This window comes from Sinorhizobium meliloti (assembly GCF_017876815.1).
GTDB lineage: Bacteria > Pseudomonadota > Alphaproteobacteria > Rhizobiales > Rhizobiaceae > Sinorhizobium > Sinorhizobium meliloti.
In genome coordinates, this window is sequence record NZ_JAGIOS010000003.1 from 882,235 (window position 1) to 907,291 (window position 25,057).

23 protein-coding genes and 2 pseudogenes are annotated in these 25,057 nt (G+C 60.1%); 13 read left to right on the forward strand and 12 right to left on the reverse strand.

Annotated elements, in window-relative coordinates; all coding sequences use genetic code 11:
* Positions 1 to 15 precede the first annotated feature (15 nt).
* Positions 16 to 1,101 (reverse strand): helix-turn-helix transcriptional regulator, encoded by a 1,086-nt coding sequence (locus tag JOH52_RS30685; RefSeq protein WP_013845039.1) that lies wholly within the window; start codon positions 1,099 to 1,101, stop codon positions 16 to 18.
* Positions 1,102 to 1,726: 625 nt separating this feature from the next.
* Complete coding sequence (locus JOH52_RS35550; protein ID WP_026029935.1) at positions 1,727 to 1,930, reverse strand: hypothetical protein; 204 nt, start codon at positions 1,928 to 1,930, stop codon at positions 1,727 to 1,729.
* Between the two features lie 516 nt (positions 1,931 to 2,446).
* On the opposite strand from JOH52_RS35550, the gene JOH52_RS30690 reads away from it, so the two are divergent.
* The 3 genes from JOH52_RS30690 to JOH52_RS30700 all read left to right on the forward strand — a co-directional run bounded on the left by JOH52_RS30690 (position 2,447) and on the right by JOH52_RS30700 (position 5,108).
* Positions 2,447 to 2,827 (forward strand): hypothetical protein, encoded by a 381-nt coding sequence (locus JOH52_RS30690; RefSeq protein WP_014531936.1) that lies wholly within the window; start codon positions 2,447 to 2,449, stop codon positions 2,825 to 2,827.
* Between the two features lie 72 nt (positions 2,828 to 2,899).
* Positions 2,900 to 3,343, forward strand: a complete 444-nt coding sequence (locus tag JOH52_RS30695) for a hypothetical protein (RefSeq protein WP_017274041.1) — start codon at positions 2,900 to 2,902, stop codon at positions 3,341 to 3,343.
* 655 nt (positions 3,344 to 3,998) lie between these two features.
* Positions 3,999 to 5,108, forward strand: a complete 1,110-nt coding sequence (locus tag JOH52_RS30700; protein WP_013845043.1) for a sulfite oxidase — start codon at positions 3,999 to 4,001, stop codon at positions 5,106 to 5,108.
* A gap of 546 nt (positions 5,109 to 5,654) precedes the next feature.
* On the opposite strand, the gene JOH52_RS30705 is transcribed toward JOH52_RS30700, so the two are convergent.
* Both JOH52_RS30705 and JOH52_RS30710 read right to left on the reverse strand, forming a co-directional pair.
* On the reverse strand, positions 5,655 to 6,452 hold the full coding sequence (locus JOH52_RS30705; protein WP_014531940.1) for a hypothetical protein: 798 nt from the start codon (positions 6,450 to 6,452) through the stop codon (positions 5,655 to 5,657).
* Positions 6,453 to 6,619: 167 nt separating this feature from the next.
* Entirely contained in the window at positions 6,620 to 6,901 is a 282-nt protein-coding gene (locus tag JOH52_RS30710; RefSeq protein ID WP_014531941.1) for a hypothetical protein, read from the reverse strand.
* A gap of 171 nt (positions 6,902 to 7,072) precedes the next feature.
* On the opposite strand from JOH52_RS30710, the gene JOH52_RS30715 reads away from it, so the two are divergent.
* The 6 genes from JOH52_RS30715 (at position 7,073) to JOH52_RS30740 (ending at position 13,908) form a co-directional block, all read left to right on the forward strand.
* Entirely contained in the window at positions 7,073 to 9,835 is a 2,763-nt protein-coding gene (locus JOH52_RS30715; RefSeq protein ID WP_014531943.1) for an ATP-binding protein, read from the forward strand.
* 96 nt (positions 9,836 to 9,931) lie between these two features.
* Positions 9,932 to 10,480: a type 1 glutamine amidotransferase family protein gene (locus JOH52_RS30720; RefSeq protein WP_014531944.1), complete on the forward strand. Its 549-nt coding sequence runs from the start codon at positions 9,932 to 9,934 to the stop codon at positions 10,478 to 10,480.
* Positions 10,481 to 10,737: 257 nt separating this feature from the next.
* Positions 10,738 to 11,568: an alpha/beta fold hydrolase gene (locus JOH52_RS30725; RefSeq protein ID WP_041862579.1), complete on the forward strand. Its 831-nt coding sequence runs from the start codon at positions 10,738 to 10,740 to the stop codon at positions 11,566 to 11,568.
* Between the two features lie 108 nt (positions 11,569 to 11,676).
* The gene (locus JOH52_RS30730; protein ID WP_014531946.1) at positions 11,677 to 12,138 is read left to right on the forward strand and encodes a membrane protein; all 462 of its coding nucleotides are present in this window, start codon (positions 11,677 to 11,679) and stop codon (positions 12,136 to 12,138) included.
* A 37-nt stretch (positions 12,139 to 12,175) separates the two neighbouring features.
* Entirely contained in the window at positions 12,176 to 12,976 is an 801-nt protein-coding gene (locus tag JOH52_RS30735; RefSeq protein ID WP_014531947.1) for an SDR family NAD(P)-dependent oxidoreductase, read from the forward strand.
* Positions 12,973 to 13,908 carry an MBL fold metallo-hydrolase gene (locus tag JOH52_RS30740; protein ID WP_014531948.1) on the forward strand — a complete coding sequence of 312 codons (936 nt, stop codon included), beginning with the start codon at positions 12,973 to 12,975 and terminating at the stop codon, positions 13,906 to 13,908. The genes JOH52_RS30735 and JOH52_RS30740 overlap by 4 nt, the downstream gene beginning before the upstream one ends.
* 319 nt (positions 13,909 to 14,227) lie before the next feature.
* Here the strand turns inward: JOH52_RS30740 and JOH52_RS36345 are convergent.
* The 7 genes and pseudogenes from JOH52_RS36345 to JOH52_RS30770 all read right to left on the reverse strand — a co-directional run bounded on the left by JOH52_RS36345 (position 14,228) and on the right by JOH52_RS30770 (position 19,678).
* Positions 14,228 to 14,417: pseudogene (locus JOH52_RS36345) on the reverse strand (hypothetical protein).
* 557 nt (positions 14,418 to 14,974) lie between these two features.
* Positions 14,975 to 16,594 carry an IS66 family transposase gene (tnpC, locus tag JOH52_RS30750; protein WP_014531950.1) on the reverse strand — a complete coding sequence of 540 codons (1,620 nt, stop codon included), beginning with the start codon at positions 16,592 to 16,594 and terminating at the stop codon, positions 14,975 to 14,977.
* Positions 16,595 to 16,669: 75 nt separating this feature from the next.
* Positions 16,670 to 16,942, reverse strand: a complete 273-nt coding sequence (gene tnpB / locus JOH52_RS30755; protein ID WP_011970902.1) for an IS66 family insertion sequence element accessory protein TnpB — start codon at positions 16,940 to 16,942, stop codon at positions 16,670 to 16,672.
* Between the two features lie 68 nt (positions 16,943 to 17,010).
* Positions 17,011 to 17,397, reverse strand: a complete 387-nt coding sequence (locus JOH52_RS30760) for a transposase (RefSeq protein WP_015008426.1) — start codon at positions 17,395 to 17,397, stop codon at positions 17,011 to 17,013.
* Positions 17,398 to 17,433: 36 nt separating this feature from the next.
* Positions 17,434 to 18,543 carry a hypothetical protein gene (locus JOH52_RS35555; protein WP_014531952.1) on the reverse strand — a complete coding sequence of 370 codons (1,110 nt, stop codon included), beginning with the start codon at positions 18,541 to 18,543 and terminating at the stop codon, positions 17,434 to 17,436.
* A complete protein-coding gene (locus tag JOH52_RS35560; protein WP_234834455.1) occupies positions 18,540 to 19,484 on the reverse strand; it encodes an adenylate/guanylate cyclase domain-containing protein in 945 nt (314 codons plus the stop codon). Before JOH52_RS35560 ends, JOH52_RS35555 begins: the two co-directional genes overlap by 4 nt.
* 38 nt (positions 19,485 to 19,522) lie before the next feature.
* Positions 19,523 to 19,678, reverse strand: a complete 156-nt coding sequence (locus JOH52_RS30770; protein ID WP_014531954.1) for a hypothetical protein — start codon at positions 19,676 to 19,678, stop codon at positions 19,523 to 19,525.
* Here JOH52_RS30770 and JOH52_RS36665 point away from each other — a divergent pair.
* Both JOH52_RS36665 and JOH52_RS30780 read left to right on the forward strand, forming a co-directional pair.
* Positions 19,660 to 20,100, forward strand: a complete 441-nt coding sequence (locus JOH52_RS36665; RefSeq protein ID WP_164820540.1) for an SDR family NAD(P)-dependent oxidoreductase — start codon at positions 19,660 to 19,662, stop codon at positions 20,098 to 20,100. The genes JOH52_RS30770 and JOH52_RS36665 overlap by 19 nt on opposite strands.
* 308 nt (positions 20,101 to 20,408) lie before the next feature.
* Positions 20,409 to 22,274, forward strand: a complete 1,866-nt coding sequence (locus tag JOH52_RS30780) for an adenylate/guanylate cyclase domain-containing protein (RefSeq protein ID WP_234942951.1) — start codon at positions 20,409 to 20,411, stop codon at positions 22,272 to 22,274.
* On the opposite strand, the pseudogene JOH52_RS30785 reads toward JOH52_RS30780, so the two are convergent.
* Positions 22,266 to 22,484 (reverse strand): annotated as a pseudogene (locus tag JOH52_RS30785) (transposase domain-containing protein); the annotation flags it as partial. The gene JOH52_RS30780 and the pseudogene JOH52_RS30785 sit on opposite strands and share 9 nt — an antisense overlap.
* 315 nt (positions 22,485 to 22,799) lie before the next feature.
* Between JOH52_RS30785 and JOH52_RS30790 the strand changes: the two are divergent.
* Positions 22,800 to 22,979, forward strand: coding sequence for a hypothetical protein (locus tag JOH52_RS30790; protein ID WP_017266853.1), 180 nt, complete (start codon positions 22,800 to 22,802; stop codon positions 22,977 to 22,979).
* Positions 22,966 to 25,041, forward strand: a complete 2,076-nt coding sequence (locus JOH52_RS30795) for a recombinase family protein (RefSeq protein ID WP_014531100.1) — start codon at positions 22,966 to 22,968, stop codon at positions 25,039 to 25,041. The genes JOH52_RS30790 and JOH52_RS30795 overlap by 14 nt, the downstream gene beginning before the upstream one ends.
* Positions 25,042 to 25,057 lie beyond the last annotated feature (16 nt).

Below are 25,057 nucleotides of genomic sequence, written 5' to 3' on the forward strand. Positions count from 1 at the left end.
CGGAATTTGTTCAACTCAGAGCCGCGAGAGCAGCGAGGCAAGCTGACATTGGCTGTGCGTGTCCGTTTTGGCAAAAACCGCCTTGAGCTGGTTCCGGGCCGTATCGTAGGCGATGCCGCATTCGTGGCCAATTCGTTCCAGAGACTTCCCGAGGGCAATGTTCTGGGCGAGTTTGGCTTCCGCCACCGTCAGTTCAAAGCACGCCTGCAAGGCTGAGAGCGTCGGCGTACGCGCTGCCTCGGGATCGGTCACAACGGCGACCGCCTGACCAGGAGCCAACGGGCTATAGGAGACCGATGGCAGTTTCTGTACGTATGCAAGCATCGGTCGCCGTCCTGGCCGTGGCAACAGTATAGGACCGGGGGAACGAGGCGATTCTCGGACGATGACCTCGTGCAGAAGCGTTTCAAGCGCCTGGGTGGCATTCCTATCCGAAGAAGTCAGTCGTCGCCCAGTGATCTTCAATGTATCACCCAACAGCATCTCCGCGCTGGCGTTCAATCTCAGGACGTTGCCAGAGACGTCGAATACGAATGCCGGCGTGTTGCTCCTTTCGTAAGCGTCGAGCGCCGCATCGACGCGGGAAAATCCAAGCATGTTCGAGACTGCGGATGCCGAAGCAAGCCGACGGGACAAATCGGCGAGTGTTTCGAGCTGATCCGGCGAGAACGGTCCTTGCTCTATGGATCGCTGGATCGACAGGCACCAAAGACTGTCGCCTGATGCCACTTTCACCCCTGCGAACCAACGCAACTTGTGAGGGGCGAGAAACTCCTGATAGTACGGGTGCCGCTCGATCTGATCGGCTGTGAACAAGTCGAGATCGGTCGCCACTCCTTTTTGGAGAAGCCTGGACAAAATTCCGTAGCGGACATCTCGCTCGCTCCAACCTCCCTGGATGTAGGCTTCGGTAGCGGCCTCCATGTTTTCGCTCTGGGGAATTCCAGGGAGGTGGCTCTGCGCATCGAAAAGGAGCGCCCCAGTCGAACCCGTGGCTCTGGCCGCGACGGTCATTGCCTCTTTCCATTTTGTCGGATCCACAGCGGCTTCGACAAAAGCACGCTCGATCGCCTCCAAGTCGAAGTTGGCATCCATCGGCATGGACCCCTCTGGATTTATCAATTTGTTCGTATGACTATCTAAAATCGCGCCAGTTCATGCTGGCCATGAGTATACGTTTCTATCCCTTGTGCGCTTGCTTCCCCCGAGATGCTATCCCACCGCGAACGCTCTCACCTCGGCGAAGCCGCAAAACACCGACGCGGCTTGCCCCTTGGCTGGGTTCACCCGCGAAGAAAGAATTTAGCTGACCGTATTTTAGTTTAAGCTGCAATACAACAGTCAATTGCACTGTGTTGCCTGCGCGACGCGGAATCGCGCCGTGATGTACTATCAGTCCGACCATCCAGAAACGGCGGCCATCTGGAGATTTCCCGAACTCACGGGTCTAAAACGGATGCGAGGCATTTGCCGATATTGTCCATCAGGGCGTCATCAGAAGGCGCTGTGGCGGCCATTTCCGTCGGAATCGGGAATTGCCGTCGGCTTACTACTCCAACGGCTCGCGAGGGACCCATGGGAGTGGTGTTGCGGAACGGCGTCAGGCATCCGCGAGCGGTACTCGCCGCCGCAGGTGTGCTGGAAAACCTTCAAGACAAGGGTGGTATTGCCTGTGGGAACTACACCGCGCACCGCTGAACCCTCTCGGGCTGGACTAGCATGGCGATCAGACGCCTTGCTCAACTTTTGGAAGCTCGCACCGCCATTTTGTCACCCTAAAGGCTGGATGCTGCTCCGACCATTGTGCGACATAAATGACGGACCGAGACATACACTGGGTCAGGGTTACTTGGTCCCCAAGTTGAAAGCGCTCCTCCCGGCATTTTTCGGGTGCCGAGTGAAGACATATAGTCAGTACAAGCGTCACCACGCCCGCGGCGACTTCCGGAACGTGAGCGAACGTCAAAGCAAGCGCGAAAAACGTGACGCCCCAACCGAGTGTAAACACGCCGCGCATTGTCGGTTCCCCGCGACTTTGACGGACACATGGTAGCGCGGGTTCACCAACTCCACATGCCCCATATGGGTCATATGCGCGCTCTGGATGGCTTGGGCCAATCGAGACGGCGGGGTTTCATCTGGGGAGGAGTCCGATACCGCTCCGTCAATCACGGGTCCCGACCCGTGCGAGAGTGGCTGGACTCTGAGTGAAGATGGATGACGCGCAATTGCGAACTGGTGCACTTGGGCTCGTTCCACGAGGATGTCGCCGCGTTGCCCGGGCACTCTGTTGCTCGAGGAGTTCCGGCATAGGCTCATGAATTGGCGTCTGCCAGGAAAGTACCCGCCGCTGGCTCATACCTTGTAGGCTTCCTTGCGGAATCTCGGGTATAGTGTGTTGACGGGCAGAGCAAGAGCAGCAAAGCCTTGTCGCCGGGGGAGCAGAATGACCGAGTTTGCAATCCAAGATGCCGATGCCGCGAAGCTCGAGGTGTTCGCGTCAGCCTTCCATCGCCTTTATGCGGGCAAGGGTCCAGACGCCGCGCTCAACCGTAACTCGGCTCGGAAGGTCGCCGACCTGGCTGTCGACGCCCTTGGGCAGCCTGCACGGGATTTCATGGCCATGGTCGATCCGTTGAACCCGCTCCGCCCAAAGGACCTCGACGATCTCCGGATTACCTATCCAGCGGAAGCCGGAGACGAAATCAAGGCGGCGGTTGCGCTTGTCTACTGCTACAGGCACCCTGAACAAATCGATCTTTCCGAGCTGGACGACGCCTATTCGCTGCTGGCGTCGTCCGACATGGAACATTCGCCGTCCCCCTGAAACCACCGGCGACACGAACATCACACGTTTTCGTCCTACTGTTCGGGTGGACGACTGAAAGAGTTTTGACGAATGTACTACGCATCACCACTCGACAGGCAGCATTTGCTGAGGAAACGAGCCGCCCACCGGATCATCGCCCGCTGTCTCCGTGGCGACAGGGGTGAATTCCTCATGGAGAAGGCGCGTATCGCCCTTTCGGAGATGGAGCGGTCTGACGGGCCGACACCCTACGTGCGTGGGTGGCAAGACTTGTTCTCGGGCGACAGGTTCGATGTCGCCCGGCGTATCGTCATGCGCGATGAAGCGGCCGAGGACCTGCGCGAAACGTCGCCCTTCATGAAACTGCACGGCTTCGACTACGGCCAGCGCATGTCGATCGTCTTGATGGACGAGGGTAGTGAGGCCAAGGGAGCGTATCGTTCTGCCGAACGCCATAGCGGACACTACATTGCCGCCCCCGCTTTCAAAAGAACCTTCGCGCCGCTGGCGGCGACCTCGCGGGCGAGAGCTTGAGGATCATCCGAGTGCGTGAACTCCCCCTCAAGCAGGAGTATCGGCGGGGCATTGTCGATAGGAATGCGCTGCACCGTTATGTCGGCATGGGCTGCCGCACAGCTCAAAAGGTTTGCCAACAAGGCCACTAGTGCGACACGACGCAAGATCACGGTGAAAATACCCAACCAATTTACCATCCACACTAGCGTTTCGATTGCGCGACGCAATACTGGGACGTGTTCGACGATTATCATTCGCGCGCCAAACCGAATCGACGCTTGCAGTTTTTGAGGCGGAGAGTTTCGTGGGAAGAATGGTTTTGCTCACCAATGGCAACCCAAAGGTCACCAACGGCGCTAGGACGCATCGCAGCGGCTCGAGTAGAGACGGAGGTGACAGACACTAGAGAGTAGCCCGCTATCGGTCCAAGCGGACCGTCAACTTTCAGGAAATGCCAAAGGCGACCTGAATGACCGACTTGGGCGCGCAAAAGAGACGTGGGCATATAGCATTCGGGCCCTTTGCTGCCGTTCGAGGTCGCAACGTGCGGTATGTGCTAGAATGCAACCGAAGGGCGGAACGCGACAGACGCACTGCGAGGGGCGGTGTGATCGAACCGGAATTCGCGCGACCGAGAGCCGGCGTTGTGCTCTTGGAAGGGGAGACGAGGACGATGCCGACACCAGAGCGACCCAGTCTAATAGTTCGACAGAAATCCCCACAGAACATCGAGTTTCCGTTTGCGTCGCTCTCCGATTGGCTGATCCCAACCGAGCTGTTCTTCGTGCGAAACCATTTCGCGTCGCCGGACCTCGATGCGCGAGACTGGAGATTGCGCGTTGGCGGGGCGGTGGAGCGGCCAATCGAACTTGACCTCGACAGCATCAAGGCGATGCGGAGCACGATTTTCACCGCCGTCGTCGAGTGCGCAGGGAACGGGCGCGTCTACTATGAGCCGCCGAAGGAGGGGTTGCAGTGGCAGAACGGAGCCGTCGGCAATGCCGCGTGGACAGGTGTTCTTCTGCGCGAGATCTTGGAAATGGCGGGCGTTAAGCGAACCGCACGTGAGGTTCTGCTCGTAGGCGCAGACAGCGGCGTCGTCGACACGAACAAGAAAACGGCTTCTCCCGGCCGCATCGCTTTTGCCCGCAGTTTACCGCTTGAGAAGGCAATGGCTCACAGCACGATCCTTGCCTATTCGATGAACGAGGAGGCGTTGACGCGCGATCACGGCTACCCGCTACGCGCGGTCGTGGGTGGCTGGTTCGGCATGGCTTGGGTTAAGTGGATCACGCATATCACGGTTGTGGAGCAACCGTTCCTTGGCTACTGGCAGGCGCGCGACTATTTCCGTTGGGAGCGCAGCCTCGGGGAACCCAGGCTGATCCCGCTTGCGGAGATGGAGGTCAAAGCACAGATCGCGCGTCCCGTGCAGGGGGCGCATCTCATCGCCGGCCAACCGTATCGGATTTTCGGAGCCGCCTGGAGCGGAGAGGCTGTTATCCGGCAGGTGCAGGTCTGCACCGGCGATGGCAGGGGCTGGCGCGAGGGAAGGCTCCTCGAAACAGAACGTCCCTTTGCATGGCGCTTGTGGGAGTACATGTGGACCCCTGAAGAAGTCGGGCGATATATACTGCGATGTCGCGCGATCGATGGGGCGGGGTGCGTGCAGCCCGAGCTCCCGCGTTCCGACTGCGAGAGCTACGCGGCCAATTGGATCGTTCCGGTGGAGGTTACGGTCGTTCCCGAGCCACAGACGTACGAGGAGGAATTCGTGATCTAATCACCCGCATGGGGCGGAATGGCGACTTGGCGCAACTGCGACCCGCGTTGTCACTGCGTCATGTCCGCTTTGGGCCGAAAGCTGCCAAGTTACTTCGGCAGCGTCGCGCCCCGGAACGGACGCGGCACTTCAATTCGCGTTCGAAGGCCAACACTGGGTGATCAGGTCAACCGTCGAGGCCTGTCTGACGACATGGGACGGCTTCACGAAGCCGAGTATTCGACCGTTACGCCGCGCTGCCTTTGTCCAGTTCAGGCGGAGCGAAGTGGCAATGTAGAAATTCCCAAAAGCCGACGCCCGCTGGAGAATCCGAGCGTTGCGGTTTTGCATTGGACGCAATGGCCGCGCCGCGTGCGTAGACGATGTCCTCCGGAGCCACGAGGCACGCCGAGGACCAGCACCTTTCCCAGTGCCTTGGGCCTCATCCTTCACGTCTTTGATTGACCGCCCCTTCGCGTCGAACACGTCATCTGGACCCAGATCCTGCGGCTTGAGGAACAGATGTTCGGTTTTGTCAGCATCCAACACCCATCTAAGGCGCACCCCTTAGCATTGCCTTCCGCAAACATGCCATTCCCCCATCTGATAGCCATATTCCCCTTCCCGGCCATAGCACCATCCCACTGCCTGGAGTTTTGCCCCGATCGCCTCCCGACGGCTGCAGGCTTCCCGCGTCTCGTCTGAGTCGCCAGAACCTCCCCTGCACTGTCCGTTTTGATCCTGCCATTGAGATATGATCCTGACTGGTTCGCGCGCCTTCCTGTCCGTCGCCAGGACTGGACCGGTTTCGGACATGATCCTGCTTGTCGAGGGGTCCCATGTCAGGGAAAAATCGGCTACTCCCGACGAAGATTTCGCTCGTCTCGGACTATGCGCGAACCATTCGACAACACCGCTGACGGCACACGTCGAGGCGCAGACCACCCGCTCTGAGCTATGCTTCACGCTGTAAGCCCGTACCGGCCACCTCTCAGCGAACGCAGCCTTTTCATTCAGGACCTCATCTCGTGATACAGCCTTGCCATAGAAGCCCACGCTCTCGGCGTAGACCGTGCTCATGAAAGCCAGTGCGTCTGGGTTCGCCCGCGACCACGCATCGTGATACTCGGCAATAAACCGAAGGGCTCGGGTTTCGTCCGACGGCGCTGCGATCGTGGGCATCTGCTTAGTTGGTGGGGTGTTCCCACCGTTTGCTGTGACGTTCTGATTTGTGGCCGGTAAGGATGTCGTCACCCCGAACTGCGTCATCTCGCCGGCAGTCAGGTACCGGATGTCCGAACTGGGAATCGAAAGGCTCAGCTGCAGGAGCTTTGGATCGACCCCCATCTCAATAAGGTAGGTCATGATTTCCGCCGTGATGGCCTGAACAGCTGCGACCGCCTCGTGACTTTAAGCGCCGCATCGCCCGAGAAGGAGGATTGATGGACCCCGATCGAACCTGGTTCGGCTGCTCGCCTGACGCCGCCGACGAACGCCAGCGCGCAAGCCGAGGCACACTCCGCTGCCCGCAACTAGATTGTCTCGAGTCCGAGAGCGCGGATCGTCCGTCCGAAGGCCATGGCCGCGTGGACGTTTCCGCCATCGCTGTTGAAGGTCACGACGCGCGCGCCGGATTGAGTGACCGCGGCACTCAGCGCTTCCGGCCGGTCTCCGAACTCGAACTCGCCACGAACCACAAGTACGATATCGCCGCCTTCGATTTGTAGCTGCTCGATTGAGACAGCCGCATGCGTGTGCGAAAACACTGCCATCAACCCGGCGAACAAACTCCAGACGCCCAGCCCAATACGCATGCCTCGCCCCCGAACACTCTTCCCGCTCTAGGAGAATATCGATGTCCTAGACAACTGCAATCGCCTTGTGGGTGCCAAGTCGCGGGGAGACGCAATCCGCTTCTTTTGCGGTTTCATTGACAACGAACGCGTCGCCGGCTCAATCTTCGGTAGTTCCAAGAGGACGGCGCTTTGGAAGAGGAAATACGCTTCGGGCCATTCCGGTTAATCCCCTCCAGGCGCAGCCTGTTGAAGGAGGGAGCAGCGGTGCCGCTGGGAAGCCGGGCGCTCGACATCCTGTCATTCCTCGCATCGCATCCCGGCGAGTTGAAGACCAACAACGAGATCGTGAAGCAGGTCTGGCCCAATACGTTCGTCGACGAGGCGAACCTCAGGGTGCATCTCTCGGCGCTCCGAAAGGCACTTGGGGATACCCAACGTTCTCCGCGGTTCTTAAGCAACGTTCCGGGACGCGGATACGCGTTCATCGCCCCTCTGGAACGGGACAACCAGGCAGCCTCCCCACGTGTCGCTCCGCTTGCGAATTCGCACTCCGGACGCTTTCCCGCGCGCATTTTCGGCCGGGAGGAAAGCATCGCAGGAATTGCGGGCCAGCTGACCAAGGAGCGGCTGGTCACGATCTGCGGACCAGGCGGCATTGGCAAGTCAACCGTCGCGAAAGCCGTCTTGTCGAGGTGTGCGGCAGACCTTAACGCTATCTGGATCGACCTCTCGGAAGTCGGGAACGGAGTTCTGATCCCCACCGTGGTCGCGTCGGAGCTGGGCATCCTGATCCGCACCGACAACATTTTGAAGGACATAAACGCACATCTTGATGGGCGTAATGTGGTGGTCGTCCTGGACAGTTGTGAGCACGTTGTGGAGCACGCTGCCGAATTTGCGGAAGCGCTGCTGGATCAGACAACATCCCCGCGAATACTCACAACGAGCCGCGAGCCTCTCCGCGCACGCGGCGAACGCGTCTACCGCCTGCAGCCTTTGGGTCTTCCTCCGTCTGCCGCCACCGCCGCGGCCGCTTTGATCTCCCCGGCGGTCCAGCTGTTCGTGGATCGTGCCGACGCCTGTCTTGGAGGGTACGAACTTTCGGATGTCGACGCGCCCTACGTCGCGGAAATCTGCTCGAGGCTCGACGGCATCGCGCTGGCAATCGAGCTTGCGGCGGGCCGCCTTGAGTCCCTTGGCATAGCCGCACTGTCACGGTCCCTCTCCGATTGCTTCCGCGTGCTGTCGCGCGGCCGAAGGACGGCGCTTCCCCGGCATCAGACGCTTCGTGCGACGATCGACTGGAGCTATCTGCGCCTCCCGCCCCCCGAGCAGCAGGCTCTGAAAGAACTTTCGGTCCTGCCAGGCGGCTTCACGGGAGAAACCGCGCGCGCCGTTATCTCCAGCGCCGAAGCCGACGACCTTCTTGCGGCGCTCGTGTCGAAATCGTTGCTGGTCGCGGACACCCATTACGGTGAGCCTATTTATCGCCTGCTCGACACCACCCGCCTTTACGCTTTGGAGAAACTGGCCGACGCCGGAGAGTTCTCCGTTGTCATGTCCAGCTTTTCCGAACACCTCATCGCGTTGCTGGAGGCGGCGGAAGAGGAGATTTATTCCGTCTCGATGGACGAGTGGTCGCAGGATTTCGCGCAGCAGGTGCCTGGCCTTCGCGCTGCGCTCGACTGGGGCTTCGGCAAATCGGGCGACATCCTCCGAGCGGTACGATTGACCGTGGCCGCTCTGCCCCTCTTCTTCCGCCTCTCCCTACTCGACGAATGTCTGGTCGCCGTAACCAAGGCGCTCGGCCACCTCGACGTGCGACCCGACCTCGACGAGCGGAGCAGGATGAAGCTGTACGCTGCGCTTGGATGGCCACAGATGCGATCCACCGATGCGTCGAAGCATGGCATAGCCGCATGGACGACCGCCCTGCACATCGCGGAAAAGCTGGGCGACATCGACTACCAGCTGCGTGCCATATGGGCGCTGTGGGTAGACGCCATAAACCGAGGGGAGCCGAGACTCGCCCTCGAGCTGGTCGATCGTTATCTGGCAGTCGCGCCATCCGCGCCCGACCGAGCAGACGTTATCATCGGACGCCGCATGCATGGAGCAACGCTGCACTGGCTCGGCCGACATGCCGAAGCGGCGGACGAGCTCCGGATGATGCTGGCCGATTACGAGACCGTTCCCGACGGGCGGCATTCCGTCCGTTTCCAGTTCGACCAGCGAGTGACCGCGAGGATCATTCTGGCGCGGTGCCTTTGGGTCCTGGGGGAAGAGGATGCCGCCCTCCGTGAGATCGCAGAGACTCTCAGTCACGCGCTGGACATCCGCCACCACCTTTCGCTCAGCAACGTCCTGGCGGAGGCGGCATGTCCCATAGCTTTGCTTTCCGGCCGGAACGAGCTCGCAGCAGAATACATCCAGCTTTTGCGCGAACACACGAAAGCGCTGTCACTCGATGTCTGGAACACCTATGCGGACTGCTTCGAGTCCGAACTTCAGCTCAGAGCGGGAAAGCCGGGCGAGTGCCTGACGCAGATACGCTCGAGCATGGGCGTGCTCGTCGGGGCAGGCTTCACGCTCTTCCAGACGATCTTCCAGACGACGGAGGCCAAGGCTCTTGCCGCCTCAGGCTGCCTAGATGAGGCGCTGGTGGTAATAAATGCAGCGCTCGGCCGCTGCGCCTCTTCTGGCGAGCGCTGGTGCCTGCCCGAGCTTCATCGAGTCAAGGGGCAGATAGAAGCCCAGACGGCGGGCGGTGGACCGTCGGCACTGGCCGCGTTCGAAACCGCTCTCGAAAGCGCCCTCGTCGACAGGGCGGAGGGATGGAAACGTCTCATCGTGGAGGACATCGCCCAGTGCCGCGCCGCGCTGGCCGCTGCCCAAGGCGGGATGCACCCACCGCCAATCAGTCCCCCAGGCGATCCTTCCGTGCCTTCGTGAGATTCTGTTAGAGCGTACCGTTTACACCGATTTACAACTCGCAACTCGTCCGCCCTCCCCGATCCGTGCACAAATGCCAGGAAGAGGAGAGTGCAAATGGACCATGCCACACCGATCCGCCTATTGGTCATTCTGTCGGCGGATATGGTCAGAGAGTCCCCGAACGATGAAATACGCATAGAGCGAATTGCGCACGTCTACTACATGTTCAAGGACTTAGAGGCGGACGTCGTTCTCGCCACGCCAACGGGCGGATATGCCGCACTTGCTTCCGATCTGCGCCAGTGCCCAAGCGAGGAGCCATGCGTTCAACGCTTTCTCTCGGATCGCGAGGCGCGAGATGACCTTGCGGATACCCTGAGCCTCGACCAGATCGTCATCGACGATTTCGACGCAGCGTTCTGCTTCGGATTTTCAGGATCAATCTGGGAGGCGGACGAGCTGGGCGTCGCGCCCGTAATCCGCGCATTCCTGGCAGACCAGAAGCCCGTGGCGATCATCCCCGGCCGAGGCCTCGACATCGCTGCCGAAGGTGCGGGGAGCGGCTTGCTGGTCGTCGGGGACAGTGGGCAGGCTGCGGCGCTCGCGGCACACGCACTCCTGAACGTGATCGAACTTCGCAGGCAGTTCGCGACGACGGCGTAACCGGCTAGCTACACCGCTCCTTTGCACGGATTTACGACACTTAACTCGCGAAAACGCCCTTTCTGGAGGAGGTTGTAATCGGTCAGGCACACACCGCAAGGAAGATGCAAATGGATGAACAATCAGACGCATTCACGGCGGAGGCCACACGGCGGGCCGTGCTGCTTGCGGGAGGTTTCGCCGTCGCCGCAATGGTATTGCCCGGCAAAACGTCGGCCGCGCCTCCAGAGACTTCAACCGGGAAGAGGAGTGAGGACATGTCGTTCATCAAGACCCAGGACCAAACGAAAATCTTCTACAAGGACTGGGGACCACGCGACGCCCAGCCCATCGTCTTCCATCACGGGTGGCCGCTGAGCGCCGACGACTGGGACGCCCAGATGATGTTCTTCCTGGACAAGGGTTATCGTGTCATCGCGCATGACCGCCGCGGCCATGGCCGTTCGACGCAGACGTGGTCCGGCAACGAGATGGACACCTATGCAGCCGATGTCGCGGCGCTGACGGATGCACTTGATCTCAAGGACGCGGTCCATGTCGGCCACTCGACGGGCGGCGGCGAGGTCGCGCACTATGTCGCAAGGGCCAAGCTGGGGCGCGTTGCGAAAGCCGTGCTGATCGGCGCGGTTCCGCCGGTTATGGTGAAGTCGGACAAGAACCCCGGCGGCTTGCCGATCGAGGTCTTCGACGGCTTTCGCGCCGCGCTCGTCGCCAACCGCGCCCAGTTCTTCCTCGACGTTCCTGCCGGGCCGTTCTACGGCTTTAACCGTCCCGGCGCGAAAATCAGCCATGGCGTCATCGACAACTGGTGGCGGCAGGGCATGATGGGTGGCGCGAAGGCCCATTACGACTGCATCAAGGCCTTCTCCGAGACGGACTTCACCGAAGACCTCGAGGGGATAGCGGTGCCGACGCTGGTCATGCACGGCGACGACGACCAGATCGTCCCTTATGCCGACTCCGCTCCGCTTTCGGTCAAGCTCCTAAAGAACGGCACGCTCAAGACCTACGAAGGCCTGCCTCACGGCATGTGCACCACCCACCCCGAAATCATAAACGCGGACCTGCTGGACTTCATCCGCGACTGACCCGCCGCCTTGGCGAGGCGAGCCGCACCGCGACCATCGTTTCGGTGCGGCTCGCCATCCTGTTTGCCTGACAAGGCGATAAAGACGCATCGAAAAGGGGGAATACTGGTGACAACCGTCCTCGCACTGCTCATCGGCATCATCGCAGGCCTTCGTGCAATGACAGCCCCGGCGGCCGTCGCCTGGGCGGCCCACCTCGACTGGTTCGATGTCTCCGGGACGCCGCTCGCTTTCATGGGATACAGGTGGACGCCCTGGATTTTTACGGCGCTGGCGCTCATCGAGCTCGTCACCGATCAGCTCCCGAACACCCCGTCCCGCAAAGTGCCGATGCAATTCGGCGCTCGCATTCTCATGGGGGCACTCGCCGGGGGCACCGTTGGCGCGGCTGGAGGGTCTCTCGCCGGAGGCTTACTCGCTGGCACGCTTGGTGCGATTGCCGGGACGCTTGGGGGTGCTGCCGCCCGAGGCAAACTCGCTGCAGCGTTTCGACGCGACACTCCGGCCGCCCTCATCGAGGATGCCGTAGCTACCGGCGGCGCTCTCCTCATCGTGGCGGCCGTGCCATGACCGCTCTCAACGCCACTCAAGCGAATAGGAAAGCAAAATGACACAAGGAACAGCACTTATCACCGGAGCCTCATCAGGCATCGGCGCGGTATACGCCGAACGCCTGGCTCGCCGGGGTCACGATCTCATTCTCGTCGCCCGTGACTTCGACCGCCTGAAATCATTGGCCAGCAGCCTGTCAGGCGACCACGGCGTGGTCGTCACGCCTCTGATCACAGACCTTACCAGCGCTGCCGATCTGGAACGGGTACTGGCGAAGCTTCGGACGGACGCCGGGATATCCCTGCTTGTGAACTGTGCCGGCATCGGCCCGAACGGCCCTTTGCTGGCATCGGACCTTAACGGTCTCAGCAAGATGGTGCAGCTCAATGTCGACGTCCTGCATTCCCTGACCGCGACGGCGGCGAACGCCTTTGCGCGCCGCCGCAACGGAGCGATCATAAACATAGCTTCCGCGGTGGCGCTGTTGCCCGAGCGTTTTAACGCGACCTATGTTGCGACAAAGGCGTTCGTTCTTGCTCTGACGCAGGCGCTCTCCGCAGAACTCGAGCCGCACGGCGTCCGAATGCAAGCCGTGCTTCCGGGCTTTACGCGCACCGAGATATTCGACAGAGCCGGCATCGACATCAGCGTGATCCCCGAGGACATGATGATGGATGCGGGCGAGATGGTGGACGCGGCCCTAGCTGGCTTGGATCGTGGCGAGGTGGTGACGATCCCCTCGCTCGCCGACAGCGACCTCTGGGAGCAGCATGAAAGGACAAGACGCGACCTCGGGCCGCACCTCTCGCTGAAACATGCGGCCGCACGGTATCGGCCGAGAGGAGAGACGAGATGAGCGATCCAAGAGCAGTGCTATTCACGCGTCGCGACTTACTCTCAGTCACCGCCGTGGCGGCTTCGGCCGCAATGTTCCCGCCAGGCGTGTACGCCTCCGGTTTCCATCGGTTCACGCACGGCGCGTTCGACATCACCGTCGTCAGTGACGGCTTCATTACACTGCCGGCCGAAATACTCCTGCCGGACACCACGCCCGAGGAACGGCAGATGATAATGGCAAGGCTCGGCGGCAACGACCAAGGCGCGCCCGTGCAGGCCAACATTCCACTCATCCGCCACGGCGACGACCTCATTCTGATCGACAACGGCTCCGGGTCGAATTTCCAGTCCACGGCCGGGAAGCTCGCGGTCAACCTCAGCGCCTTGGGCGTGGACCCCGCGAAGATCACGAAGGTCGTCTTCACCCATGCCCATCCCGATCACTCGGGCGCGACGACCACCTCCGACGGCAAGGTTCTGTATCCCAATGCCCATTACTTCGTCAGCCGGGTCGAATGGGATTTCTGGACCGACAAGAACTTCGAAGCCAAAATGCCTCAAGTCCTGCACGGTTTCGCGCAGGGGGCCCAGCGCGACCTGTTCGCCGTACGGGACCGACTGACACTCGTCAAACCGGGCGAGGAGATCGTGCCTGGCATGCTGGTCGTTGGCACCCCAGGCCATACGCCAGGTCACATCTCAATCGAACTCGCCGGCGACGGGAACCTCCTCGTCACAGGGGACGCCTGCACCAATGATGTCATCTTCTTCGAGCATCCTTCATGGCATTTCGGCTTCGATACCGATGCGGAGACCGCGCTCAAAAGCAGGCAAATGCTCTTGGATCGGGCTGCGTCCGAGAAGTTGCGGATGCTCGGTTACCACTGGGCGTATCCAGGCATCGGGTATGCGGAGCGTCGCGGGAGCGGCTATGCGTTCGTGAAGGCATAGGACGTCACTGTGCATTGGCGGCCCGGCGTCCACGAGATCATGAGGCTCATACCCAACAATCTCATCCGAGCTCCCCCGTTCTCCCGCTGGAAGACGCCCACCACGAAGTCCCGAACGCCCGTGTCTTGGATGGCGGGGAACCGAGCTGTAAAGAAGCGACCCGGCGGAGAACGATGCGCAGGGGACCGTGCCGAAGACGAGGATTCATTCGCGCCCTGGACCTTGCTCCGCTCGCTGGCGTGAAGAATCAAACTCCTTCGAGTTCGCAGCAGGACATCCAGACGGCCATTCACCCCGTTGACGTTGTAGGGGGCGATCTTCAGCGATCGCCCTTGTCGCCCTGGCCTGGTTTCGCTTCGTGCTTCGCCTTCTGTTCCCCTGTCCGACGACAGGGAACGGCCGGCATCCACCGACTCTTTGAACTTCCCGCTTTCGTCGCGCCGCACATAGCGCTTGTCGGTCCCGGTATCGATGAGTTCGCGCTTCGACTGAGGCCCTGTGAGTGGAATGGGCGAGACCGTTTAGGATTATTGTTCGTCGCCGCCAACAACTTGCACAACAAAAGCGTACTGCCGTTGCGCGGAATGGTGCAACATTGCTGCTGGCCTGAGGCCGAGTCCGGCGGCCGCGAAGTCGCTCGAGATCGTTGTCCGGAATCGTAGAGCTACGGATGCATATGCGCATAGCGTCACGGATAGTACCATTTCATCTCGAACTAACGGTCCGGCAAAGATGACGTGAAATGATCTATACTCATGCCGAACCGCTCAGTTTCCCGTGATCAGGATGAGCACCTGCGAAGGAAGTCTAAGCCAGTCACAGACCGATCTCACTTAACGACCGAGAATTCGAACCTGTCCGACTGGAGAACTAGCAGATACTCGTTTTTTTGAGCGAAAGTGCTGTCGGACTTGCGGAAAACGACGCCGCAGAAACGCCACCGCGTTGGATAGATAGAACAAAGCATGTCGCCCTCGACTGTGCTAATCCCATGGTCAGTCCAATCGCCGACGGTCATTCGTGTCGTGCCGTCTTCCGCCGTCACCCGCCGATATGACGTAAGCGGTTAGCTGACGGCGTCTGACCTGAAGTTCCAGGGCATGAGAGCTTCGATTTCGGATGCGGGCCAGCCTTGAGCGATGCGGGTCAAGGTCTCCGAGAGCCAGTCGAGCGGATCGACGCCGTTCATTTTGCAGGTCTGCAACAAGGTGGCCACCGTCGCCCAAGTTCGTCCACCGCCCTCGCTGCCGGCGAATAGGCTATTCTTTCTCGTAATTGTTTGGGGCCTGATCGCCCGTTCGACGATGTTGGAGTCGATTTCGATGCGACCGTCCGTCAGAAAGCGCTCCAGCGCCTCGCGCCGGGTGAGCGCGTAGCGGATCGCCTCGGCGGTTTTGGATTTTCCCGAGACTTTGCCCAGTTCCTTTTCCCAGAGCTCGAAGAGGCTGGCGACGGTGGTCGAGGATTTCTCCTGGCGCCGGGCCGCGCGGCTGTCGGCATCCTTACCGCGAACTTCATCCTCGATGCGCCAGAGCTCGGTCATTGCCAGGACAGTGTCTGTGGCGGCCTGCGAGACTCCGCTGATGTGCAGGTCATAAAACTTGCGCCGTAGATGTGCCCAACATCCTGCAAGCTGGACCGTTTCGTTGCTGCCGGTTTTGGCCCGCGTCTTGGCGAGATTAGTATAGGCCGAGTAGCCATCCACTTGCAGGATGCCGGTGAATCCGGAGAGATGACGCGTCACGCAATCCGCACCTCTGCTGTCTTCAAATCGATAGGCCACCATCGGCGGACTGGTTCCGCCATAGGGGCGGTCGTCGCGTGCGTAAGCCCAAAGCCAGGCCTTGGTGGTTTTGCCCGAACCGGGCGCAAGAGTGGGTAGGGTCGTCTCGTCGGCAAAGATCCTTTCGCTCTCCTTGACCCTCTCCAGGATATAATCGGCCAGCATCTGCAGTTCGAAGCCCAGATGCCCCATCCATTGGGCCATCAGCGATCGGCTGATCTCGACGCCATCACGCAAATAGATCGCTTCCTGCCGATAAAGAGGAAGGCCATCGGCGTATTTGGAAACGGCGATATAGGCGAGCAGCCGTTCCGTCGGCAGGCCGCCTTCGATGATGTGTGCCGGCGCCAAGGCCTGGACCACGCCGTCGCTGCCCCGGAAAGCGTATTTGGGGCGACGCGTCACGATAACCCTGAACTTCGGCGGCACTACGTCCAGCCGCTCGGAGCGGTCCTCTCCGATCAGAACCTTTGCCAGCCCCTCGCACCCGGCCGGGATTTCCGGCTCGATGACCTCTTCGATGCGCTCGAGATGGGCGGCAAAACCCTTGCGCGGACGCGGCGCTCGCTTCGGCTTGTCCTTGGCTGCGCGATCGAGTTCGCTGCGGATTGCCGATAGGCCGGTTTCGACCTCTTCGAAGGCAAAGGAGACCTGCTCGTCATTGACCCCGAGGCGGAGCCGCTCAGAGCGCTTGCCATTTTGCGTGCGCTGCAAAACCTTCATGATCAAGGTCAGGTTGGCAATCCGCTCGTTGGCGCTCTTCTCAACCGCCTCCAACCGCGCGATCTCAGCCTCGGCCACCTTCAGCCGGACCTCTTTCGCGGCTTGTTCGCGCGCCAACGCGAGAACCATCGCTTTCAGCGCATCAACGTCGTCCGGCAGGTCGCTAAGGGGCAAATCCATGCGGGCGAATAGAGCACAAAAACAGCCGCTTTCCCAATCATTACAGCAGCATGATTCATCTTGCCGCAGTCCTGTTCAGCCCGTCAGCAACGGCCGTCTGACCTTGGTTGGCCGGATCTTCTTCCAATCCAGACCGGCCAGAAGCGCCATTAATTGCGAATGGTCCAGACGTATCCTGGCGGCCGATATGCCCGGCCAGCAAAAGCTCTGCTCCTCGAGGGTTTTCGAATAGAGGCAGACACCGCTGCCATCCCACCAGACGATGCGAACACGGTCCGCCCGTTTCGACCGGAACACATAAAGCGCTCCGTTGAACGGGTCGAGACCGCCATCTCTGACCAGAGCCATCAAGGATGCCGCACCTTTTCGGAAGTCGACCGGCTGGCACGACACGTAAACGACAACGCCGGACGCGATCATGCCTTGCGGACCGCTCGGAGTATCTTCACCAGGTGATCCGACTCGATATCGCCGCCGACGCGCACCACGACATCACCGAGGACGATTTCGACCGCAGAGCTTGCCACCGGCTCAACGCGCGCGAACTTGACCTCCTTCTTCGCGGTTTCCGTCAGGGGCGCAACCAACCCCGATGACAGTGCCTTGCGACGCCACCCGTAAAGCTGCGAGGGATCCAATCCCTCAGCGCGCGCGATCGCAGAGACATTGGCTCCAGGCAACAACGTCTCGGCAATCAGGCGCTCCTTCTCCTCGTTCGGCCAGTCTCGCGGCTTGCGCCGCGCCCGCACCGGCGCCGCCGTCAAAACCTCGAATGTTCGTGGCTGATTCACACTGTCGCTCATAGGATTCTCCGCATGACTCATGCAGAAAATCCTCGATCAGCGCGTCAATTGATACGTGGGGGTCCCTACGCGCTTACGATATGACTCGCCTGTCCGGACATTGCGCCCCTGAATTTCGTGACCGAAGAGCAACGTCCTTACACTTCCCGCGTCGAGGCGAACTCCCCGCTTTGGGGTGAAGCCGTCGGGGAGCTCCGGCACGACTGCCTTGCGCAGACCCACGAGTAGTCGTTCGAGGTTGACGTAATCCTTGAACGGAAATTCGACGGCGGCCATCAACCCTGTGTATTCAGGCTCCTGTGCTTGGGCCAGATATGGCTTGAGCCTCTCACGAGCTGCGGTTGCATCGGCGTCTCTGTCCAACTGACCGTAGGAGGAAATGAGCACCATGAGGCCAGAGTAGCCCGACCAAAAGTCCCAATACGAGGTTTCCTTCAGTTCCGGACCGATCTTTTCGAGGGCGACGACAGCTTCCTCGTAACGGTCCGTCGAGAAGTAGGCGAGTCCGGCAAGGAAGTAGCGCCAGCGCGACCAAGCGGGATCGACACGTGCTGCGGCATCAAGATTGTCGAGCCCATCCTCGACCCTGCCGTTAAAAATCATGGCCATACTCAGCGACTCGTAGTTGGAAGGGTCGCTGGCGTCGAGTGCTATCGCCCGCGAGGCGGCGGCGATAGCCTCATCGGACTTCTGCATCATGTTCAGTCTTCCGGCAAGGAGGCGGTAGTACGCCGGAGAGGGGTTCTTGGCGGCCTGTGCGAAGTATGCGTTTGCCCTGCTACGGGCTTCGTCCTGCGAAACCCCGAGTAGTTTTGAACGGGCCTCGGTCCAATGAGCTTCCCTATACATCCAGGCGAGTGCCGCCGCTGCATTGCCAAAGGCATCATCATGGGCCAACGCCTGCTCGTAGTACTTTACCGCCTCTATCCAATCCTCTGGCTTTTCCCTCAGCTCCAGTTCGCGGCCGAGCAGATATGCCTCGTACGCGGCAGGGTTAGTTGTTCCACCAGCGACCGCAGTTTGCTCGCTCGTGACCAGCCGAAGCTTGAGCGCCGTTGCGACCTCCCCAACCATCCTGTCCTGCAACTCAAACACTGCTTTCCATTCGCCGTCGAACCGCTCCGCCCATATGTTGCCATTGGTCATGGAGTCGATGAGTTTGCATTGATGCGCATTTGGCCCCCGGTGCGACGCAGGCTGCCTTCCAGGATGTAGCGAACGCCCAATTGTGTCGAAACGTCTGATGGCAGGCGGGGCTTGTCTTTGAAGGTGAATGCGGCATTGCGTGAGATCACGAACAGCCCGGGAATGCGTGCCAGTTCCGTTGTCAAATCCTCGGTGAGTCCGTCGGCCAGATAGCCCTGTTCTGTGTCGGTGCTCAGGTTGTCAAAGGGCAACACGACAAGCGAGGGGCGGGTATCAGAGCTAACAACGGAGGCATCGCCCCCCGGCTGCCATGGCTGCCACCATGTTAGTCCCGCAAATAAAAGGGTGGCGATCCCTATGGCGGCTACATGAACAGCTCCGGATTGCCGGTCTCTCCTTGCTCCGCTGATTTTGCCCTCTGTCACCGGATCGAGCACCACGCGATAGACCCGGATGGGCTCCGAGATGCTCTTGACCTTCTGCTCGCCCAGCGCACGGTAGCCGATGGCGAGCTTGGATTTGACGTGGTCGTATGTGGTTCCGGATATCGCGATGCCGCCGGGTTCCGCCAGCACCTGCATGCGGTCAGCTATGTTGACACCGTCGCCGTGAATGTCGTCGCCTTCGACGATGATGTCGCCTAAATTGACGCCGATGCGGAAAACCATTCGCTGTTCGGGCGGCAAGGCCGCGTTGCGCCGAGCTTTCTCCTGCTGCAGTTCCACCGCGCAGTGCAGGGCGTCCACCACGCTGTGGAACTCGACAAGGACGCCGTCTCCCATTGTCTTCACAAGCCGGCCGTGATGCTGGGCGGTTCTCGGTTCGAAGAGTTCGCGCAGGTCGCTGTGGAAGAGAAGACGCGTTCTCGCTTCATCGATCTCGCTCATCCGGCTGTAACCGACGACATCCGCAATCAGCACTGCTGCTAGACGGCGCTCCATGCCCGTCTCTTCCCGGGGGCGACCCCCAAAACAATATCTTACAACACGTCGCGTGCCGGTGCCATCACCGTCACTGCGGCTTCCAATACCTGGCCCAGCAGAGGGGAGTTGCGGTACACGGCGGCGGGCCGATCCTGTCGCGGGAATTTGGAAGCCTGCTGAAAATAGGAAAGCAATGACACATCGAACAGCACTTATTACCGGAGGCTCCTCGGGCATCGGCGCGGTTTACGCCGAACGTCTGGCGCGCCGGGGTCACTATCTTATCCTCGTCGCCCGCGACTTCGACCGTCTGAAATCGCTTGCCAACCGTCTGTCCGGGCGATCACGGCATGGTCGTCACTCCTCCGGCCGCAGACCTCACGAGCGCGGCCGCCCTAACCTGCCCCACAAAGAGCATACGAGATGTCAGGTTGCCCAAGGGACTCCGCTGCCCAAACCGGCAGATAACAAGGAGGTCCGCACCGCAGGAGCGGACCTCCGCCCCCCACTAGATCGTCGGTCGCCGTCGCCTCACCGCAAAGGATGCCTGCCGCGGCGCGCGTGCTTAGCTTCACGATCCATGAACATGCCTCGCGCGCTGCAACGTGTCGGGCGCGAGGATCAATCGAGGTGATCGAATGGGCGAGCCGACTCGATTGCTATTCACCGAGAAATGTGCCGAACAGTCGTGCGAGCGTCTCGGCATCTTCCCACATCGACGCCTATCAGTCCAATACCGACGCCTCCCACATAAGCAGCCAGGGTCTCACCAGCATTTTTGTGTCCGCCGCCATAAAGACCGCCGACGGCTGAAGCGAAGCCGGTGCTATCGGCCACCCTTGTCATAGTGGAACAGGCCGAGCTTGTTAAGCAGGCCTTTGAGGTACTATATTAGCACCCCCGAAGATAATTGCCCGATCTCGCAAAATGTTAGGGATAGTGATGTGTCCGGTTCATGAGACAACGACGCATCCCCTGAAGCGTAAACTCGTAGCGATCCTTGCGGCGGACGTTGTGGGATATAGCAAACTTGTGGGAGACGACGAGGAGGGTACGCTTACTCTCTTTCACCAATACGCCGAGATTGTCTCTGAATTGGTCTCATCGCACGGCGGCCGGGTTTTCAATACAGCAGGTGACGCTTTGATGGCCGAGTTCTCGAGTCCCGTCGAGGCAGTCAGAGCTTCGCTGGCGATCCAGCGGGAAATAGAACGGCAGAATGAAAGCATCGCCAAACACCGCCGGATACACTTCCGGATAGGAATTCACACCGGCGATGTCGTGGTGGAACACGACAACCTGGAAGGGGACGGTGTAAACATCGCCGCGCGTCTTCAAAGCCTGGCAGATACGGGCGGGATACTGATCTCGGGTGACGTCCACCATCACGTTCTCGGAAAACTCGATGCCGCCTTCGAAAGCTTAGGCAGGAAGAGGTTGAAAAACATCTCCGCGCCAGTGCCGGTCTACCGCGTGCTGCCAAAGCCCCGGTCGTCGCTGCGTCAATTGCTTCGTCGAGCCGATGAGCACCGGACGTTGGCTGTCGTCACGGCGGCAGTCGTCGCGATCGTAACGGCCATCAGTTTAACCTCCTCCCCGAGCGCTATCTGGAACACCATAGCCAGTAGGATCGAGGGGCTTCCGAAGGAACCTTCGATTGCTGTTTTACCCCTGAGGGCGCTGGGCGACGATTCGCAGGAGGAATACCTGAGCGATGGCCTCACCACGGACATAACCGGAGAGTTGTCGCGCTTCAAAAACCTGTTTGTGATCGCGAGTAATTCCAGCTTTCCGTATAAGGACAAGCCGATCGACGTGCAATCTGTCGGACGGGAGCTGGGAGTCCGATATCTTCTTCAGGGAACCTTACAAAGGGATGGTGCTCGTGTCCGGATCAGCGCGCAGCTGGTCGACGCGCCGAGTCGTCGGCAAATTTGGTCTGATCGATATGACGGTCGGGGCAACGACATCTTTGCGATCCAGGACGACATCATAGAGACTGTCGTGGCTAGGCTCGCCGTCCAAGTCAACGTCGCAGAAAGGGAGCGTATCATGCAGAACCCGACCGACAGTGCCGAGGCTTACGATCATTACCTGAGAGGACGCCAGCAGTTTGACTTGTACTCCCGGGAAGGCAACGCCAGGGCAAAGGAGGAGTTCTCAAGGGCCATCGAGTTGGACCCGAAATTTGCTCGCGCCTATTCATGGGCGGGTTACGCCCATCTCGAAGACTACAAGCAAGGATGGGCCGACAGCCCGGACACGGCGGTCAGATTTGCAACCCAGGCCGTCAAAATGGCTCCGGATGACTACTACACACATTGGACGCTTGCGTCCGTCTACATGGAATTGAAGGATATGGTCGGCGCGCGCAGGGAGTACGACCGAGCTTACGAGCTGAATGGTAACGATCCTGACCTGCTGGCCGAGAGGGCGGACATGCTGAGCTTCCAAGGCGATCCTGCCAGCGCCATTACCGATATTGAAAGGGCCAAACGCCTGAATCCGAGTTTTCCGGAGTGGTACCAGTGGTCGCTTGCCTTGGCTCATTTCCAAGACAGGAACTATGATGAGACAATCAGGCTGCTAACCGCGATGTCTGATCTGCCCAATGAGGCTTATTTGATGCTGGCCATGAGCCAGGCAAGAGTGGGACACTCCCCCTCACATGCCGCAATCATGAGGGATTTGCGCGCTAAGGAGTATGCGGCGTCCACGCCCCATCGATTATTCAGTTGCGGCGATCTGAGGTTGATCGACGGGCCGTCAAATGAGCTCACCGAAGAGTATCTGACGAGCTCATTGTGAGGCCTGGATGCGAGCGGCATAGGCCCATGGCATCAGGGCATCGATGTCTTTGGCGAGGTGGCCGTTTGCGAGGCGGGTGAAGAGGTTGCACAGATAGGCGTAGGGCTCAACGCCGTTCATTTTACAAGTGCCGATCAGGCTGGCAAACCGGGCCCAATTGCGGCCCCCTTCATCGTGCCCCGCAAAGAGCGCATTGCGGCGGTTCATGGCCATTGCAAGGTCATTCTACCCATATCGGCGAATATGTGACCATTCATTACCCACATCATCCGCTTTTTGGGAAGCGCGTGAGACGTCAGGGCGTCGATCATCGCAAAGGCGGGGCGGTCGCGCACATCGAGACGACGCCCGGTAATGTCATTGTCATTCCGACGTGGATGCTGGATCCGATTGCCTGTGCGGGCATGGAGATTGGCGAGCCCCGTGCTTCCCTTGAAGCGCTCATTGAACTCGCCAGTCTATTGACCCCTCAAGGTGAGAGGGCACCCTCGTCAACTGCCAAAGCAGTTGACGAGGAGGTTCCAGATGAAACTGCCAACGCCAATTCCACCCGAGGGTCCGCGCCAGATGATCATGGCGTTCGACTCGGTGAAGACGCGTGGGATGAGCCCGCGCCAAAGGGAAGCCGCACTGATGGCATTGGCCATGTTGTTGATGGAGGCGGCCTGTGTAGCGGAGAAGGAGGCGCCGCATGAACGCGTTTAGCCCTCTGCCGCCAGCGCTTCTGAAGCGTAAAGCCGTCGTCTATGTGCGACAATCGAGCCAAAGCCAGGTCATGCAAAATCTCGAGAGCCAACGGCGCCAATACGATCTTGTGGATGCTGCGCGCCAGCACGGTTTCCGACGGGTCGAGGTGATTGATGATGACCTCGGATTGTCGGCGAGCGGCGCGGTCGCCCGTCCGGGGTTCGAACGTCTTGTCGCCTGGCTCTGCGCCGGAGACGTCGGCGCCGTTTTGTGTTTCGATGCTTCGCGTCTCGCCCGAAACGGGCGTGACTGGCATCATTTGCTCGAACTTTGCGGCCTCGTGGACGCCCGCGTCATCGACCAGGACGGCGTCTATAATCCGTGCTCTCCTAATGATCGTTTGCTTTTGGGCATGAAGGGCACGATCAGCGAGTTCGAGCTTGGCATTATTCGCGCGCGCATGCTCGACGCTGCGCGTGCCAAGGCCAGACGCGGAGAGCTGCGCATCAGCGTTCCTATCGGTTATATCTGGTACCGCGATGCGGGCCTTGGTTTCGATCCGGATCTGCGCGTGCAGGAAGCCGTCCGTCTGATCTTCAGCCGGTTTCGAGAGCTGAGAAGCGGTCGCCAGGTACTGTTGTCGCTGACGGAAGACAAGCTTTGCTTCCCACGTCCGACGGACGGACGCAACACGACGACTTTCGACTGGACACCGATCCGATATCGCAATGTCATCTCGGTGCTAAAGAATCCGTTTTACGCTGGCGTTTATGCTTACGGCAAAAGCGAGAAGCGCACCGAGATTATCGATGGCCGCGCCCGCAAGACCTATGGCCATGGCAAACCGAAGGAGGAGTGGGAAGTTTTTCTCAAAGATCACCACGACGGTTATATCGAATGGGACGAATATGAACGCAACCAGGCGCTGCTCGCCGCCAACGCCTATGGGCAAAAGGGCGGTGCAAAATCGGGCCGCGGTGGGCGTGCGCTGCTTTCTGGGCTCCTTTCCTGCGGTCGTTGCGGGCGGCGCCTGTGCGTCGCCTATACCGGCAAAACGCCACGTCCGGTTTACCGCTGCGAACGCCCCAATTTGATGTTAGGACTCAATCGATGTCTTGGCTTCGGCGGCCCGCGAATTGACAAAGCGGTTGCCGCGGAGCTTCTGCGCGTAGTCCAGCCGATGGCGATAGAGGCGGCGATGCAAGCTGAACACATGCAGTCTGAGGCGCGAGCTGAACGCCGCCGCGCCGCTGAACTCGACCTGCAGAAGGCGCAATATGAAGCTGCGCTCGCAGAACGACGCTACGCCGCCTGCGATCCCGACAATCGCCTGATCGCGGCAACGCTGGAGAAGAACTGGGAGGTCGCTTTAAAACGCCTGGAGGCCTGCAAGACACGCCTTGACGCCGAACAGCTCCCGGATACCCCGGCAAAGCTGCCTGATTTAGATGGCTTGGCGGAAGATCTGCAGGCCGCCTGGAATGCGCCGGGCGTCAGCACGCGGGCGCGGCAGCGCCTCGCGCGGGCGCTGATCAAGGACATCATCGCTGATGTCGACGAAGAAGCGCGCGACGTCGTCCTGACAATCCATTGGCAGGGTGGTCAGCACTCGCAACTGCGCGTCAGAAAGCCCAAGACCGGCGAACATGGTTGCAATACGTCCGAAGACGCTCTTGAGGTCATGCGTTCCATGGCTGGAAGATGGAGCGACAGCGATATCGCAGCCACTCTCAATCGCATGGGCATACGCACAGGCTTTGGCCACACCTGGACGGCTCACCGCGTCTCTTCGATCCGCCGTGTCAACGATATTCACGCATACTTTTCTGCCGAAAAGAGCGGCAAATGGCTGACGATGACGGAGGCGGCCACCAAACTCGGCGTGACAAACCACGTCATCCGCAACCTGATCAAGGCAAAAATCCTGCCGGCCGAACAAGTCGTGCCCAGAGCGCCTTATCAGATTAAAGCCGTTGATATCGAACGCGAAGATATCATTGAAGCGATTAACAATAGACGACGGAAACGCCCATATCGCGACCCTCGGCAAATCGCCCTTCCAATAAATTCAATTACTTAGAAAGGGGGTGCATAAT

Excerpts from the sequence above, each read along its gene's own strand:
- JOH52_RS30790 (WP_017266853.1), top strand. The coding sequence starts at position 22,800 with ATGAAACTGCCAACGCCAATTCCACCCGAGGGTCCGCGCCAGATGATC.
- JOH52_RS30695 (WP_017274041.1), top strand. The coding sequence starts at position 2,900 with ATGTACTACGCATCACCACTCGACAGGCAGCATTTGCTGAGGAAACGA.
- tnpC (WP_014531950.1), bottom strand. The coding sequence starts at position 16,594 with ATGGATTTGCCCCTTAGCGACCTGCCGGACGACGTTGATGCGCTGAAA.
- JOH52_RS30780 (WP_234942951.1), top strand. The coding sequence starts at position 20,409 with ATGTGTCCGGTTCATGAGACAACGACGCATCCCCTGAAGCGTAAACTC.
- JOH52_RS30710 (WP_014531941.1), bottom strand. The coding sequence starts at position 6,901 with ATGCGTATTGGGCTGGGCGTCTGGAGTTTGTTCGCCGGGTTGATGGCA.
- JOH52_RS36665 (WP_164820540.1), top strand. The coding sequence starts at position 19,660 with ATGACACATCGAACAGCACTTATTACCGGAGGCTCCTCGGGCATCGGC.
- JOH52_RS30725 (WP_041862579.1), top strand. The coding sequence starts at position 10,738 with ATGTCGTTCATCAAGACCCAGGACCAAACGAAAATCTTCTACAAGGAC.
- JOH52_RS30740 (WP_014531948.1), top strand. The coding sequence starts at position 12,973 with ATGAGCGATCCAAGAGCAGTGCTATTCACGCGTCGCGACTTACTCTCA.
- JOH52_RS30760 (WP_015008426.1), bottom strand. The coding sequence starts at position 17,397 with ATGAGCGACAGTGTGAATCAGCCACGAACATTCGAGGTTTTGACGGCG.
- JOH52_RS35560 (WP_234834455.1), bottom strand. The coding sequence starts at position 19,484 with ATGGAGCGCCGTCTAGCAGCAGTGCTGATTGCGGATGTCGTCGGTTAC.
- JOH52_RS30685 (WP_013845039.1), bottom strand. The coding sequence starts at position 1,101 with ATGCCGATGGATGCCAACTTCGACTTGGAGGCGATCGAGCGTGCTTTT.
- tnpB (WP_011970902.1), bottom strand. The coding sequence starts at position 16,942 with ATGGCTCTGGTCAGAGATGGCGGTCTCGACCCGTTCAACGGAGCGCTT.
- JOH52_RS30720 (WP_014531944.1), top strand. The coding sequence starts at position 9,932 with ATGGACCATGCCACACCGATCCGCCTATTGGTCATTCTGTCGGCGGAT.
- JOH52_RS30690 (WP_014531936.1), top strand. The coding sequence starts at position 2,447 with ATGACCGAGTTTGCAATCCAAGATGCCGATGCCGCGAAGCTCGAGGTG.
- JOH52_RS30700 (WP_013845043.1), top strand. The coding sequence starts at position 3,999 with ATGCCGACACCAGAGCGACCCAGTCTAATAGTTCGACAGAAATCCCCA.
- JOH52_RS30705 (WP_014531940.1), bottom strand. The coding sequence starts at position 6,452 with ATGACCTACCTTATTGAGATGGGGGTCGATCCAAAGCTCCTGCAGCTG.
- JOH52_RS30735 (WP_014531947.1), top strand. The coding sequence starts at position 12,176 with ATGACACAAGGAACAGCACTTATCACCGGAGCCTCATCAGGCATCGGC.
- JOH52_RS35555 (WP_014531952.1), bottom strand. The coding sequence starts at position 18,543 with ATGACCAATGGCAACATATGGGCGGAGCGGTTCGACGGCGAATGGAAA.
- JOH52_RS30795 (WP_014531100.1), top strand. The coding sequence starts at position 22,966 with ATGAACGCGTTTAGCCCTCTGCCGCCAGCGCTTCTGAAGCGTAAAGCC.